Below are 14,205 nucleotides of genomic sequence, written 5' to 3'. Positions count from 1 at the left end.
CCGGGACGGTAATAAGGAGGTGGCGGCTCTCATGGCCTGTAAGTCCAGGTAAGGGCCAGCGCGGGGAGTTTTCCCCGCGCATCTGGATGGCGGGTTCATTTTCTCATGACACCCCTTTTCATACTGCAACTGCAACCGGAACCTGGCTCGCATTTAATCCTGTCGTTTATGTTATCTGTTTAAAATTTGCCGGAAGCCGTCACGCAATTTCGCAAAGTGATTATTTCCCTGCTAAGAGAAGCTACATAGGATGATCGCGGGAGCCTGAGACTTTCTGTTTTCAGGCTAACCGGGAATCAGAAAGACGAAGACCCCGACCGATATTTCTATCAATCGAGGCCAACGAATGAACCACACAATTCAGATGTTAGTCTCTTACCTGCCATCCGGCAAGGAGAAAGGCTATGAAGCGCAACCCCCTGGTGGTGTGTCTGCTCATTATTTGTTTCACAATACTGGCATTCACACTTCTGACCCGACAAACGCTCTACGAACTGCGGTTCCGGGACGGTAATAAGGAGGTGGCGGCTCTCATGGCCTGTAAGTCCAGGTAAGGGTCTGCGCGGGGAGTTTTCCCCGCGCATCTGGCGGCAGGTTCATTTTCTCATGGCACCCCTTTTTTCCTTTCAGTTAGTACATGTCTTTTTCGATGCGCTGATAGATCCATCGTTACAAACAAATTTGCCACCAGCAGTACAGTGGGATATTCCACCTTTTGCACCAGAACACGGCTTGCGCCCGGCATCGGCATAAAACGAAACAAGCATTCCCATAAACAAGATAAGTGCAAATTTTTTCATATAACCTCCATTGTTTACCAAATCTTATGTTCGGTATAAAAGTTATACGCTGGGTGGACTTGATTTCACTTAGCGAGATCAAAGATTGAGGAAAATGGATTTCAATCTTAACTGAAAGATAAATTGGTTAAATATGAACCAGATAAACACATAAAGGCTAATTATGGTTTTATTTGTCATACAAATAAATATAATAGATGCTTCCGATGTAGACCCGTATTCTTCGCCTGTACCACGGGTCTGGTTTAGTACAGGCGCTTTCTTTTATTGTCGTCAGGAACGCTTACGCGGCATCATGCGCAGAAGCGTGTTATCCTTCCAGAAATAGTGGTGTGCCAATGCAGCAGCAGCATGTAGCCCGATAACGAAATATCCCAAATTTGCCAGCGTTTCATGCCATGACTTTAAAATATCCACCAGATCGAAATTTGGCTCTGACGTGTAAGGCATCGTCACACCGAACGCAAACCAGGGATTGCCACGGTTATACATCATCACGATACCAATCAGCGGCAGCGCGATAAACAGCAGGTAAATGACCAGATGCCCGAGATGCGCGAGCCCCGTTATCATCGGTTTCGGTTTAGGCACAATTGGCGGGGTTGGGTATTTCAGCCTTAGCACAAGACGAAGTACCATTAGTACGAGAATTGAAATGCCGCAGGAAACATGGATCATGTTGATGAGCGGCCGATCGCTACGTGGGAAAAAGCCACGAAACTCCATTGCACAATAGGCTGCAATAACCAGCAAAAAGACCAGCCAGTGAATGCCAATTTGTAACCTTGTGTATTTATTTTCCATAACATTTCCGGCTTTAAAACAATTTTCCGTTAACATAACCAGCTTTTCTTAAAATTTCATTAAATATTGTTCGCCCTTTTTCAGTACGTTACGTTTCGCTGTACGAATGTAGATTGCTCATCCCGCCATCCTGGTCTAAGCCTGGAAAGGATCAATTTTCACCCAAGAGTTCCTTACAGGAGAAAACCATGAGTAAAGTTGGCATTAACGGTTTTGGTCGTATCGGTCGACTGGTGTTGCGTCGATTACTTGAGGTCAAAAGCAACATAGACGTTGTCGCTATTAATGATCTCACATCCCCGAAAATTCTCGCCTATCTGCTGAAACATGATTCAAACTACGGCCCGTTCCCCTGGAGCGTTGATTTCACTGAAGATTCACTTATCGTCGATGGGAAAAGCATTGCGGTTTACGCCGAAAAAGAGGCGAAAAATATTCCGTGGAAAGCGAAAGGTGCAGAAATCATTGTCGAATGTACAGGCTTTTATACCTCTGCTGAAAAATCGCAGGCGCATCTGGATGCTGGCGCCAGGAAAGTACTGATTTCCGCTCCTGCCGGTGAGATGAAAACTATCGTTTATAACGTCAATGACGACACTCTGGATGGTAACGACACTATTGTTTCTGTAGCGTCATGTACCACAAACTGTCTTGCGCCGATGGCCAAAGCCTTGCACGACAGTTTTGGAATAGAAGTCGGCACGATGACGACCATTCATGCCTATACCGGCACCCAGTCACTGGTGGATGGTCCGCGTGGTAAAGATCTACGCGCTTCACGTGCGGCGGCAGAAAATATCATTCCCCACACCACTGGCGCGGCAAAAGCCATTGGCCTGGTGATCCCGGAACTGAGCGGCAAACTGAAAGGCCATGCGCAACGCGTACCCGTGAAAACAGGTTCGGTCACCGAACTGGTGTCTATTCTCGGGAAAAAAGTCACTGCCGAAGAGGTGAACAACGCGCTTAAAAAAGCGACAAACAATAACGAGTCATTTGGTTATACCGATGAAGAAATAGTCTCTTCCGATATCATTGGCAGCCATTTCGGTTCAGTGTTTGATGCCACGCAAACGGAAATTACCGCCGTGGGCGATTTACAACTGGTGAAAACAGTCGCCTGGTACGATAACGAATATGGGTTTGTTACCCAGCTTATTCGCACTCTCGAAAAATTCGCCAAACTCTGACAGATACAGGCGGAGAAAAATGCCTCCGCCTGTTTTACACATTATGACTGTAAATAGACTACCTGGGTTTGAAGGTACTCATGCAAGCCATGTTTACCGGTCACTAGAGCAGGCGACATTTTGTGGGCAATCAATAAGGAAGAACGGGAAGTTCCACGGCAGAATACCAGTGGTCACGCCAAGAGCACGTTTAAACAGAAGAATATGATCGCTTTGAATAATTTTTCCCTCATAACGCCACGCCCACTTCGATTTCAGCCAATTGCTGGATTTTGCCCCTTACTCGACAATCAGCGCACTGATTTCACTGGCGCGTTCGCAGTATTGAAGTTTAACCCGTCAAAACAATCAGATTGATGCTCAAAAGGATCTCAAGAAGATCCTTTTGAGTTTTCTCATCGTTATGCCCTACCAGTTGCCATATGGATAGTGCTTTCCCTTGATAAAATCGCGGATAAAGGGGGCGTAACCGTTAGCCTTGATGTAACTGAAATCAATCTGGTTGGGAATGTTTTTGCATATCAGCATATCATCCCCCGTCAGGGTAAACTGTCTGGCTGGTTGCTGGAGTACGGATGGGTTCCCGTTATCCTCAAGCCAGATCCGTACAGTACCGCCTGGAGCAAGACCAACAGCCATTCGCTTCCGGTAGTAAGGTTTACCTGGATGATACGGATCAGGATATGCCGTAGCCATCTGCTGCCACGTCTCCCGGCTGAACCAGATCTCCGTTTCATACGCTTTCTTGTCAATAACCGAGTCCCAGCACACCGTCATTCGTACCGGCAGTGCTTTTCCCCGGTTAAAATACCCGCCATACCCCCCTATCAAATCATGCCAGTGCCCGACACTCAGATCACTGATGTCCATAGGATCTAACCGACGGAAGATACTTTCCCGAATATCCCCGTCCTCCAGGTACACCATCGTCACCCGTGCAGGCAGATTTTTCGGGTATATAAAACTAAAATTCCAGTTATCGTAAGGCAGCTTCTTTCCCCATTGCTCCACGCCGTCTCCCAGCAGCGTCTTCACGCCTGCCCGGCGGTCATGGCAGCCTGAAAGCAGAAAGCCCCCCAGCACGGCCACCATCAGCGGTAATCGTCTCATCCCTTCCTCCTCAGAACAGTTCGTCCAGCACGTCCACGTTCGCCCGCGCCCGGTCTTCCCACTGCTGCTGGTCATCCATCCTCCACACCGTCCGCACCCACCCTTTGCCCGGAGCCATCGGCCACACGAACGAGCGGTCGTCAGTCGGCGCATAGTGGTTTCGCAGAAAAACCTCTCCCGAGGACGGACTCACCCACAGGCTCAGGTCCGAGTCGATGTTCCAGTTCGCCGAACAGTGCAGATAACGCCCGATGGTTCGCATCTCCTCCGCAGTGAAGCGCACGTTTAAACAGAAGAATATGATCGCTTTGAATAATTTTTCCCTCATAACGCCACGCCCACTTCGATTTCAGCCAATTGCTGGATTTTGCCCCTTACTCGACAATCAGCGCACTGATTTCACTGGCGCGTTCGCAGTATTGAAGTTTAACCCGTCAAAACAATCAGATTGATGCTCAAAAGGATCTCAAGAAGATCCTTTTGAGTTTTCTAATCGTTATGCCCTACCAGTTACCATACGGATAGGTTTTCCCTTTGATGAAATCTGGTGTCTTTCCGTAATAAACATACCCGTTAGGATGTTTCGTTACCCCTTTGCATATCAGCATATCATCCCCTGTCAGGGTAAGCTGCCGTGCTGGTTGCTGGAGTACGGATGGGTTCCCGTTATCCTCAAGCCAGATCCGTACAGTACCGCCTGGAGCAAGACCAACAGCCATTCGCTTCCGGTAGTAAGGTTTACCTGGATGATACGGATCAGGATATGCCGTAGCCATCTGCTGCCACGTCTCCCGGCTGAACCAGATCTCCGTTTCATACGCTTTCTTGTCAATAACCGAGTCCCAGCACACCGTCATTCGTACCGGCAGTGCTTTTCCCCGGTTAAAATACCCGCCATACCCCCCTATCAAATCATGCCAGTGCCCGACACTCAGATCACTGATGTCCATAGGATCTAACCGACGGAAGATACTTTCCCGAATATCCCCGTCCTCCAGGTACACCATCGTCACTAGTGCAGGCAGATTTTTCGGGTATATAAAGCTAAAATTCCAGTTATCGTAAGGCAGCTTCTTTCCCCACTGCTCCACGCCGTCTCCCAGCAGCGTCTTTACGCCTGCCCGGCGGTCATGGCAGCCTGAAAGCAGAATGCCCCCCAGCACGGCCACCATCAGCGGTAATCGTCTCATCCCTTCCTCCTCAGAACAGTTCGTCCAGCACGTCCACGTTCGCCCGCGCCCGGTCTTCCCACTGCTGCTGGTCATCCATCCTCCACACCGTCCGCACCCACCCTTTGCCCGGAGCCATCGGCCACACGAACGAGCGGTCGTCAGTCGGCGCATAGTGGTTTCGCAGAAAAACCTCTCCCGAGGACGGACTCACCCACAGGCTCAGGTCCGAGTCGATGTTCCAGTTCGCCGAACAGTGCAGATAACGCCCGATGGTTCGCATCTCCTCCGCCGTGAAGCCCTCCGGCTCTGCGCCACGCCGGATCGCACGCCCCTGGGCTGTTGCTTTGTCACACAGGGGAACCAGCTCAGCAGGAAGAGCTGTGTCAGGGTTTTGCGGGTCAATATCTCCAAATATTACCCCGGCGTCCTGTGCCGCATCGAGCATCACCCGCATACACACCTTTTCCCAGTCGTTCGGCACCGCCCTGCGCGTCATAAACACCGCCGCGCCGGCTTTCTTCTCAAAAATAAAAGCCCGAGCCTTGTCAAGGTTAACCAGCGGCCACGAAATCATTTTTGTCTCCACCTTACCGTGTGGCATCAGGTACTTCAGCGCCGGCAGTGAAAACAGCGCCTGACGCATCTTCTCCGCCTGACGGTACACCGCAGTCTGCGTCTCGTCCGCGCTCTCCGGTATCACATCAAAGTCCGGCATCGTCAGCAGGGAAATCTCATCCTCACCCGCGTTGTAGCCCCCGCCAATGTCCGAATGCGCCCCCGGCAGTGCCAGCTCCGGCCACATCCCCGCGATGCTGTTCAGACTGAAGTTATAACGGCACTCGTGCATTGCGCTTATCTGAAACACCTTCTGCGCCACGGAAGGACGCAGCTCAAGGTTGACACCAGGATTACTGCGTCCGTTAATATCGTAGAAATTCAGCAGGCTCCCGATGGCTGCCACTGTGTCAAAAAGCCCCAGAAAGCGCACCTCTCCCGCAGGTTTTCCATGGTATCTGGACATATCCAGCCCGTTCTCTATTGCAGCCACTATCGCCGTATCCTGGTTCATCACCCGGTTGGCAAAGTGCCGTGCCGCTGCCGCGCCGCGACTGAACCCGAACACATCAAACTGCACCTTCGCGATCGCCGCTTTATCGCGGTTACGACTGATAAATATATTCAGTGCGGAAGCAATTTTCTCAAGAGCTTCATCGGTCTTGGTCACCACTCCCTCAAACCGCCGGATAAGGCTGCTGCCCAGCCCCATCCCCAGCAACGAGTCGCTTTTCCCATCTGCCGTCCCGATGCCGCTGACGTAGGCTTTCACCTGCGCCTCCATCTCATCTTCACCAAGGGCAGAATCAGATTTGTAAAGGTCATTGAGCCGGGAAATATTGGTGATGCCGCCCTGCCAGCTGGCGTTGCCTGCCCCCTCTCTGGCGTGTTCTTCATACTTCGCGCACGCCCTGGCTCGTTCCTCACCGACCAAACCGGCGCAGTGGGCATACGCCAACCGCAGATCGTCTGCGTTTGCCCGGTTATTCCCGGTACCATCAAAGAACACCCCCACCGTCAGCGTGATCCCTCTGACCGGCACCCGCCGGCACCGGATGACTTTTCCACTGCATAAAACATCGGTGTAGTGCGTGTTCTCCCCGGTAGTTTCATACCGGTGATAGCCGGTATTACCCGGCTCAGTATTCTCGCCTGCTGCCATAAAAAATCCATTTTGTCTGAAAGGTTAAATCAGGCACATCATACTCCCCCCTTCAGTTCTTAAATAAAATCAACGCTCTATCTTCTGCACAAGATGCAGTTGCCATATTCAAATGTATGGATTCCTGGTGTTCACCGACAGCAACGGAGCCACTGATATGCTCTGTCACCCGGATTTAACGGGAGGATACAAGGTGCGGTGCCTGCCGTCCCTGAAGCGGAAGAGATACCGGAGTGCATCCGATCTGCTGAGCAATAGCATTCACAACAACTGAAGGTGTATTCAGGATAATGGCCCTGTATTGGTCATTCCAGCTAGCAGGGAAAGCTCGTCAGTAAGCAAACGCGACTCGTCCCGGTCAAAAAAGTCTGTTCCTGTGTAAACATCAATCATCGTAGATGACAGCATCGTGGAAAAACGATTCTGTGAAGGGCTTCATAAAAACAAGTGTGAAAGGAATAAAAGGCAGAAGTAAAAGTAAAGAGTCATGCCCGTTTGCCAACGGTATTTCACAAACGGGCAATTTTTAACGTAGTGAACGACTTTCCATCGCTTCAATAAGCACAGCGTCGTGTTTCAGCGTCTGCCAGGCCTGGGTGACTTCAGCGGCAAAGTCAACGTGAACGATAAAATCGCGCCCGCGTGGCCCATAGCCATTGCTATCATCACGCAAACGAGGTAGCTCGCCAGTAAGAAGCGATAAATAACGCTCAACTGGCCATAATCCTTCCAGTAGATTAGCAAATGCGACACTGTCTGCGTTATTCACTAATTGTGGTATAAATCCCGGATAACTTAACCAGCGTGGTGCATCGGGGTTGTCCCCGGTCATACGGCGGAACGTCGCCATCGTGCGCCGCTGCATGGTGGGGTCCTGCACGACAATAGCCGTGTGAACCCGTTCTTTGGCCTGATTCAGTAACGCGATACTGAAGCGGGCATTTTCTCCGCAGTTTGTTGACTGGTCTTCAATCAAGATTTTTTCATGTGGAATATGCCAGAACTGATTGGCAATATCTGCGAGGATGGTAGCTTCTGACCTGCCTGTTGTGCGAATGGTGTTGTAATGCGGATGCTGGGCGATAGCACTGTATAAAAATGTTGTCGAGTGACCGATACCACCGCTAATCAGTAACGGAATTTGCTGATCTCGGGCAATCTTGCAAGCGGCGTCGATAGTAGGGATAACCGCATTACCTGCAAGGATCACGCAATCAGCCTGATACGGAGCAGCACCGGAGAAATCATCCTGCGCCAGCCATCGACCGATAACGTTTATGGCATCGATGGTTGCCGCCGAAAGCGTCGGAAACGGGGTAATATTCATGGTTCCTCCTTCTCGTTCCCTTAAGAATACTGCGTGAGATAATAATGAGAAGCGGAGCACTCTGAAAGGAGGAAGCCATATTTCCTTCATCGCCTCTCCGCAAACCTGGCATATGTTTTACAGAAAAGCTGTAGATAAACATTATTCATCTTGCTGCAGAGAATTGTATTTCTCCTGAATCCCTGAACTTTTGCCCTTACCGTTTTCAGATTTAATAAAAAACCCGGCAGCATAGGCTTACCGGGTTTTAGATTTATCAGGCAAATAGCAGCGTTATCCGCTAATTTGCTCCATCGCTTGCAGAATACGCTTATCTGAAATCGGATACGGCGTACCGAGTTGTTGGGCGAAGTAACTGACGCGCAGCTCTTCAATCATCCAGCGAATCTCTTTTACGTCTTCATCTTCACGACGTGCTGGCGGCAATTTGTTGATCCACTGCTGCCACGCCTGCTGGACGTTTTCGACTTTCAGCATCTGGGCGCGGTCGCGGTGTGGATCAACCGCCAGTTTCTCCAGGCGTTTTTCAATCGCCTGCAAATAACGCAGCGTATCACCCAGACGTTTGAAGCCGTTACCGGTGACAAAACCGCGATATACCAGCCCGCCCATCTGCGCTTTGATATCTGAAAGTCCCAGCGCCATCGTCATATCAACGCGCCCTTTCAGGCGTTTATTGATATTGAACACCGCTGTGAGGATTTGCTCGACCTGCTTCGCAATATCCACCACCGTGTCGTTCAGTTCGGCGCGCACTTTTTCATGCAGCGCAACAAAGCCTTCTTCCGTCCAGACTGGGCCACCGTTAGCATCGATCAATTTATCCACACCGCAGGAGATACAGTCGTCGATCAGCTCCAGTACTTTGCCATATGGGTTAAAGTACAGCCCTAACTTGGCTTTGTTTGGCAACTTTTCATGCAAGTATTTGATCGGCGATGGAATATTCAGCAGCAGCAAACGGCGAAGACCGTTCCACATCGCTTGCTTTTGTTCCAGCGGATTATCAAACAGTTTGATCGCTACGCTGTCGCGTTCATCCACCAGCGCCGGCCACGCCTTCACTTTGTAGTTGCCGCGCTTCTGCTCGTAGCTTTCCGGCAGTTGCCCAAAGCTCCAGATATGTAAGCCGCTCTGCTCGATACCGTCATCCGCCACCGCAGACAGCGTTTCCTGCACTTTGCCTTTCAGCGCATCTTTCAGATCTTGTAGCGAGCGCCCTTCTTTTAGCTTCTTGTTTTTGTCATCCACCACGCGGAAGGTGATTTTCAGGTGATCGGGCACCTGATCCCAGTGCCAGTCCTCGCGGTCAACGGTAACGCCGGTCATCCTACGTAGCTCGCGCTCAAGGCTGTCGAGCAACGGCAGCTCCAGTGGCGTGACGCGGCCTAAGAACGCTTCGGCGTAGTTTGGCGCGGGTACAAAATTACGCCGTACCGGTTTCGGCAACGATTTAATCAGAGCAATCACCAGTTCGCGGCGCAGACCGGGGATCTGCCACTCAAACCCACTCTCCTCAACCTGGTTAAGTAACGGCAGCGGGATATGCACAGTCACACCGTCAGCATCTGCCCCCGGCTCAAACTGATAACTCAAACGCAGCTTGAGATTGCCCTGATGCCAGAAGTTCGGGTAATCCAGCTTGCTGATTTTTTCCGCACCTTCTTTGATCAACATGCTCTTTTCAAAGTTGAGCAAATCAGGCGTTTCGCGGCTGACCTTTTTCCACCAGCTGTCGAAGTGGCGCGAGGAGATGACATCGTGACTGATGCGCTGGTCGTAAAACTCAAACAGCGTTTCGTCATCCACCAGAATATCGCGGCGACGTGATTTGTGTTCCAGCTCTTCCACTTCCGCCCGCAGTTTCAGGTTCTCGCGAAAGAATGCGTGGCGCGTCTGCCAGTCACCTTCCACCAGCGCGTGGCGAATAAAGAGTTCACGACATAACGCCGGATCAATCTGGCTGTAGTTGACCTTGCGCGCGGCAACAATCGGCAATCCATACACAGTGACTTTTTCCGTTGCCATCACCGCGCCCTGCGCCCGTTCCCAGTGCGGTTCGCTGTAGGTGCGTTTAATCAAATGCTGCGCAACGGGTTCCACCCATTCTGGATCGATACGCGCAGCAATGCGCCCCCACAGGCGGCTGGTTTCTACCAGTTCCGCCACCATTACCCATTTCGGTGGCTTTTTGAATAAACCAGAACCGGGGAAGATGGAAAAACGCGCGTTACGTGCGCCGGTATATTCCTGTTTATCGGCATCTTTCATGCCGATATGCGAAAGCAAACCGGTCAGTAAGGCGATGTGAATTTCGCGATACTCCGCCGGTTCGCTGTTCACCGGAATGCCGAGTTCTTTCACTACCTGGCGCAACTGGGTGTAGATGTCCTGCCATTCGCGCACGCGCAGATAGTTGAGGTAATCGGTGCGGCACAGGCGACGGAAGGCGTTTGAAGAAAGTGCCTTTTGCTGTTCGCCGAGATAATTCCACAGATTCACAAACGCCAGGAAGTCAGACTCTTTATCGTGGAAACGACGATGTTTCTCGTCCGATGCCTGCTGTTTGTCCATTGGACGCTCACGCGGATCCTGAATGGAGAGCGCGGAAGTGATAATCATCGCTTCACGCACGCAGCCATGTTTTTGCGCTTCCAGCACCATTCGCGCCAGACGAGGATCGACAGGCAGTTGCGAGAGTTGGCGACCGAGCGGCGTCAGTTTATAGGCGCTGGCCTGTTCATCAGTGGTGATCGCGCCCAGCTCTTCGAGCAGACGCACGCCATCCTGGATATTGCGTTTATCCGGCGCTTCGACAAACGGGAACGCGGCAATATCGCCCAGCCCCAGCGCAGTCATCTGCAAAATAACCGAGGCCAGGTTGGTACGCAGAATCTCCGGATCGGTAAACTCCGGGCGCGAGAGGAAATCGTCTTCGGAATAGAGACGAATACAGATCCCTTCTGACACACGACCACAGCGGCCTTTACGCTGATTAGCAGAAGCCTGCGAAATCGGCTCAATCGGCAAACGCTGTACTTTAGTGCGATAGCTGTAGCGGCTGATACGCGCCGTACCGGGGTCGATAACGTATTTAATACCCGGTACGGTCAGCGAAGTTTCTGCGACGTTGGTCGCCAGCACAATGCGCCGTCCGCTGTGCGACTGGAACACCCTATTCTGTTCGCTGTTCGACAGTCGTGCGTAAAGCGGCAAGATTTCGGTATGACGCAGATTCAGCTTGTTCAGCGCATCGGCGGTATCACGAATTTCCCGCTCGCCGCTCATAAAAATCAGGATATCACCAGGAGTTTCCTGGCTTAGCTCTTCTACGGCATCGAAAATGGCCTGCAACTGGTCGCGTTCGGTGTCATCCGCTTCTTCAACAATCGGGCGATAGCGCACTTCCACTGGATAAGTGCGACCGGAGACTTCGATAATCGGCGCATTATTAAAGTGGCGTGAGAAACGTTCAGGATCGATGGTCGCCGAGGTGATGATCACTTTCAGATCTGGACGACGCGGCAGCAACTCTTTCAGATAACCGAGCAGAAAATCAATGTTCAGGCTACGCTCGTGCGCTTCATCGATGATGATGGTGTCGTACTGCATCAGCAGGCGGTCTTGCTGGATCTCCGCCAGCAGGATACCGTCGGTCATCAGCTTGACCATCGTGTTATCACTTACGTGATCGCTGAAACGCACTTTGTAACCGATGCAACCACCCGGCTCGGTCTGCAACTCTTCGGCAATACGATTCGCGACGGTTCTTGCTGCCAGACGGCGCGGTTGGGTATGACCGATCAGCCCTTTAATTCCGCGCCCCAGTTCCATACAGATTTTCGGTAACTGAGTGGTTTTACCTGACCCCGTTTCCCCGGCAACGATGACGACCTGGTGGTCACGAATCGCTTCGAGAATGTCCTGTTTTTTCTGACTAACCGGCAAATTGTCCGGATAAGTAATCTCCGGACGCGCCGCTTCACGCAGCAGGACTTTCCCTGCCGCCTGGTCAATCTCTTTTGCCATTTCCTGGAAAATGGCCTGTTGTGCATCAGGATTTTTAACCTTTTTCACACCATGCAGACGGCGGGAAAAGCGCAGCCTGTCACGCAGCATTAGCGAATCCAGCCGCTGTTGCAAGACATTAAAGGTCAATTTTTGTTGTTCTGTCATAACGTTAGAGGGCAGTAGTCTGCCTGATTAATTTTCTTTTAAATGATAGATATAGAGTACCACATCGCGGCTTTCTATGCGTTGTTCAATAAATTCGAACATAGGCTTCGATTTATTGCGCTATCTCTGTGGCAGGATTGTGAATAAAGTGTCAACAAGCAACGGGGCATCGCCCATTCAAACATCTATAAGGAAACACCATGAGCAAGGTATTAGTTCTTAAATCCAGCATCCTGGCAGGGTACTCTCAGTCTAATTTGTTGTCCGATTATTTTGTTGAACAATGGCGCGAAAAGCACACTGCTGATGAAATCACCGTTCGTGACCTGGCAGCAAATCCGATTCCGGTGCTGGATGGCGAACTGGTTGGCGCTCTGCGTCCGAGCGATGCGCCGCTGACCCCACGTCAACAGGAAGCTCTGGCGCTTTCCGATGAGCTGATTGCCGAGCTGAAAGCCCATGACGTTATCGTGATTGCGGCACCAATGTATAACTTCAACATCTCGACTCAGCTGAAAAACTATTTTGACCTGGTTGCGCGTGCAGGCGTTACTTTCCGCTACACCGAAAACGGTCCGGAAGGTCTGGTAACAGGTAAAAAAGCCATCGTGATTACCAGCCGTGGCGGTATCCATAAAGATGGGCCGACGGATCTGGTGACGCCGTATCTGTCCACGTTCCTGGGGTTTATCGGTATTACCGATGTGAAATTCGTCTTTGCGGAAGGTATTGCCTACGGTCCGGAAATGGCGGCGAAAGCGCAGGCAGACGCCAAAGCAGCAATTGACGCAGTTGTTGCAGCATAAGTTTTAAGAGGCCTCCTGCAAGTGCGGGAGGCTTTTTACTTAACCCGCCTTTTTCGCAATGCTGTCCAGTGTTGCCAACACATCATCAGATAACACTAATTTCCCTGCAGCCATATTCTCACGCAAGTGCGCAATGGAAGACGTCCCAGGGATCAGCAAAATATTCGCTGAACGTTGCAACAGCCATGCCAGCGCCACCTGCATTGGTGTCACGCCCAGGCTCGCAGCAACATCCGAAAGTGTGGAGGATTGCAGCGGCGTAAAACCGCCGAGCGGGAAGAACGGCACGTACGCAATACCATCGCGGGCCAAAGTATCAATTAATGCGTCATCGGCACGGTGTGCAATGTTGTATTCGTTTTGCACACAAACGATTTCAGCGATTTTGCACGCTTCAGCGACTTGTGTCGGCGTGACATTGCTCAAACCGATATGTTTTACCAGTCCCTGCTGCTGCATCTCTGCCAGCACGGTCAAGCTGGCTTCAATCGATCCTTCCGTCGGACCGTGACCATCCCCCAGCATTACGCGCAGGTTAACCACATCCAGCACATCAAGCCCCAGATTTCGCAGGTTGTCATGCACCGCCTTTTTCAGTTCAGCGGGAGAGAATGCGGGCAGCCAGGAGGCATCCTCACCACGGCGAGCGCCAATTTTGGTGACAATCGTCAGGTCGTCAGAATAGGGATGCAGTGCTTCACGGATGATCTGGTTGGTGATGTGCGGGCCATAAAAGTCGCTGGTATCAATGTGATTAACGTCCAAAGCAAGTGCCTCACGCAGCACGGTAATAGCAACATGGCGATCTTTCGGCGGACCGAAAACACCAGGCCCTGCCAGCTGCATCGCACCATAACCAAGACGGTTAACGGATTTTGTCCCGAGAGTAAATGTGTCGCTGCTCATAACATCCTGCCCTTTAATAAAACGGATAAAGAAAAATCAGTATAGAAATGAAAAGAGATAAATGATGTGAAGGCATAAATAAGATTACCGGATGCGCAGCACTTATTTGACCTGAAAGACAGCCAAAACTCAGACTCTATAAGATCGTATTCGGCAATAAAAAACCGCAACCAGTATCAGCGTTGCGGTTTTTGTGT

The 14,205-nt window shown here is 51.1% G+C and carries 13 protein-coding genes and 2 pseudogenes; 4 read left to right on the top strand and 11 right to left on the bottom strand.

From position 1 onward, the window contains the following. Together HEN21_RS22875 and HEN21_RS19630 are read left to right on the top strand one after the other, a co-directional pair. Positions 1-254 (top strand): hypothetical protein (locus tag HEN21_RS22875; RefSeq protein WP_207106161.1); only part of this gene is annotated, 254 nt, incomplete at its 5' end. Between the two features lie 150 nt (positions 255-404). Beyond that, the gene (locus HEN21_RS19630; protein ID WP_024165206.1) at positions 405-554 is read left to right on the top strand and encodes a type I toxin-antitoxin system Hok family toxin; all 150 of its coding nucleotides are present in this window, start codon (positions 405-407) and stop codon (positions 552-554) included. 72 nt (positions 555-626) lie between these two features. Here the strand turns inward: HEN21_RS19630 and HEN21_RS19625 are convergent, their stop codons facing one another. Both HEN21_RS19625 and cybB read right to left on the bottom strand, forming a co-directional pair. Next, positions 627-800 (bottom strand): YdcA family protein, encoded by a 174-nt coding sequence (locus HEN21_RS19625; RefSeq protein WP_000712683.1) that lies wholly within the window; start codon positions 798-800, stop codon positions 627-629. A gap of 273 nt (positions 801-1,073) precedes the next feature. Continuing rightward, entirely contained in the window at positions 1,074-1,604 is a 531-nt protein-coding gene (gene cybB / locus HEN21_RS19620; RefSeq protein WP_021550828.1) for a cytochrome b561, read from the bottom strand. A 188-nt stretch (positions 1,605-1,792) separates the two neighbouring features. Here cybB and gap point away from each other — a divergent pair, with 188 nt between their 5' ends. Further along, the gene (gap, locus tag HEN21_RS19615) at positions 1,793-2,794 is read left to right on the top strand and encodes a type I glyceraldehyde-3-phosphate dehydrogenase (RefSeq protein ID WP_000048677.1); all 1,002 of its coding nucleotides are present in this window, start codon (positions 1,793-1,795) and stop codon (positions 2,792-2,794) included. 95 nt (positions 2,795-2,889) lie between these two features. Here the strand turns inward: gap and HEN21_RS19610 are convergent. The 8 genes and pseudogenes from HEN21_RS19610 to hrpA form a co-directional block, all read right to left on the bottom strand. Further along, positions 2,890-3,112 (bottom strand): annotated as a pseudogene (locus HEN21_RS19610) (aldehyde dehydrogenase family protein); the annotation flags it as partial. A 90-nt stretch (positions 3,113-3,202) separates the two neighbouring features. Further along, on the bottom strand, positions 3,203-3,904 hold the full coding sequence (locus HEN21_RS19605) for a DUF2931 family protein (protein WP_183082929.1): 702 nt from the start codon (positions 3,902-3,904) through the stop codon (positions 3,203-3,205). Between the two features lie 10 nt (positions 3,905-3,914). Continuing rightward, positions 3,915-4,232 (bottom strand): hypothetical protein, encoded by a 318-nt coding sequence (locus HEN21_RS19600; protein ID WP_286192503.1) that lies wholly within the window; start codon positions 4,230-4,232, stop codon positions 3,915-3,917. After that, positions 4,180-4,317, bottom strand: a pseudogene (locus HEN21_RS23130) (aldehyde dehydrogenase); the annotation flags it as partial. The pseudogene HEN21_RS23130 and the gene HEN21_RS19600, both read right to left, overlap by 53 nt. A gap of 90 nt (positions 4,318-4,407) precedes the next feature. Next, entirely contained in the window at positions 4,408-5,094 is a 687-nt protein-coding gene (locus HEN21_RS19595) for a DUF2931 family protein (protein ID WP_001253646.1), read from the bottom strand. 10 nt (positions 5,095-5,104) lie between these two features. Further along, on the bottom strand, positions 5,105-6,793 hold the full coding sequence (locus HEN21_RS19590; protein ID WP_176252648.1) for a T6SS phospholipase effector Tle1-like catalytic domain-containing protein: 1,689 nt from the start codon (positions 6,791-6,793) through the stop codon (positions 5,105-5,107). A 526-nt stretch (positions 6,794-7,319) separates the two neighbouring features. Continuing rightward, positions 7,320-8,120 (bottom strand): DUF218 domain-containing protein YdcF, encoded by an 801-nt coding sequence (gene ydcF, locus HEN21_RS19585; RefSeq protein WP_176252649.1) that lies wholly within the window; start codon positions 8,118-8,120, stop codon positions 7,320-7,322. A 273-nt stretch (positions 8,121-8,393) separates the two neighbouring features. Continuing rightward, positions 8,394-12,296 (bottom strand): ATP-dependent RNA helicase HrpA, encoded by a 3,903-nt coding sequence (gene hrpA, locus HEN21_RS19580; RefSeq protein ID WP_176252650.1) that lies wholly within the window; start codon positions 12,294-12,296, stop codon positions 8,394-8,396. Positions 12,297-12,496: 200 nt separating this feature from the next. Here hrpA and azoR point away from each other — a divergent pair, with 200 nt between their 5' ends. Beyond that, the gene (gene azoR, locus HEN21_RS19575) at positions 12,497-13,102 is read left to right on the top strand and encodes an FMN-dependent NADH-azoreductase (protein ID WP_016158322.1); all 606 of its coding nucleotides are present in this window, start codon (positions 12,497-12,499) and stop codon (positions 13,100-13,102) included. A 39-nt stretch (positions 13,103-13,141) separates the two neighbouring features. Here the strand turns inward: azoR and HEN21_RS19570 are convergent, their stop codons facing one another. Beyond that, positions 13,142-14,008: an aldo/keto reductase family oxidoreductase gene (locus HEN21_RS19570; protein WP_176252651.1), complete on the bottom strand. Its 867-nt coding sequence runs from the start codon at positions 14,006-14,008 to the stop codon at positions 13,142-13,144. Between the last annotated feature and the right edge of the window lie 197 nt (positions 14,009-14,205).

This window comes from Escherichia sp. 93.1518 (assembly GCF_013368915.2).
Lineage (GTDB): Bacteria > Pseudomonadota > Gammaproteobacteria > Enterobacterales > Enterobacteriaceae > Escherichia > Escherichia ruysiae.
The sequence above is the reverse complement of the archived record's forward strand: the minus strand, read 5'-3'. Positions and strand labels throughout refer to the sequence as shown.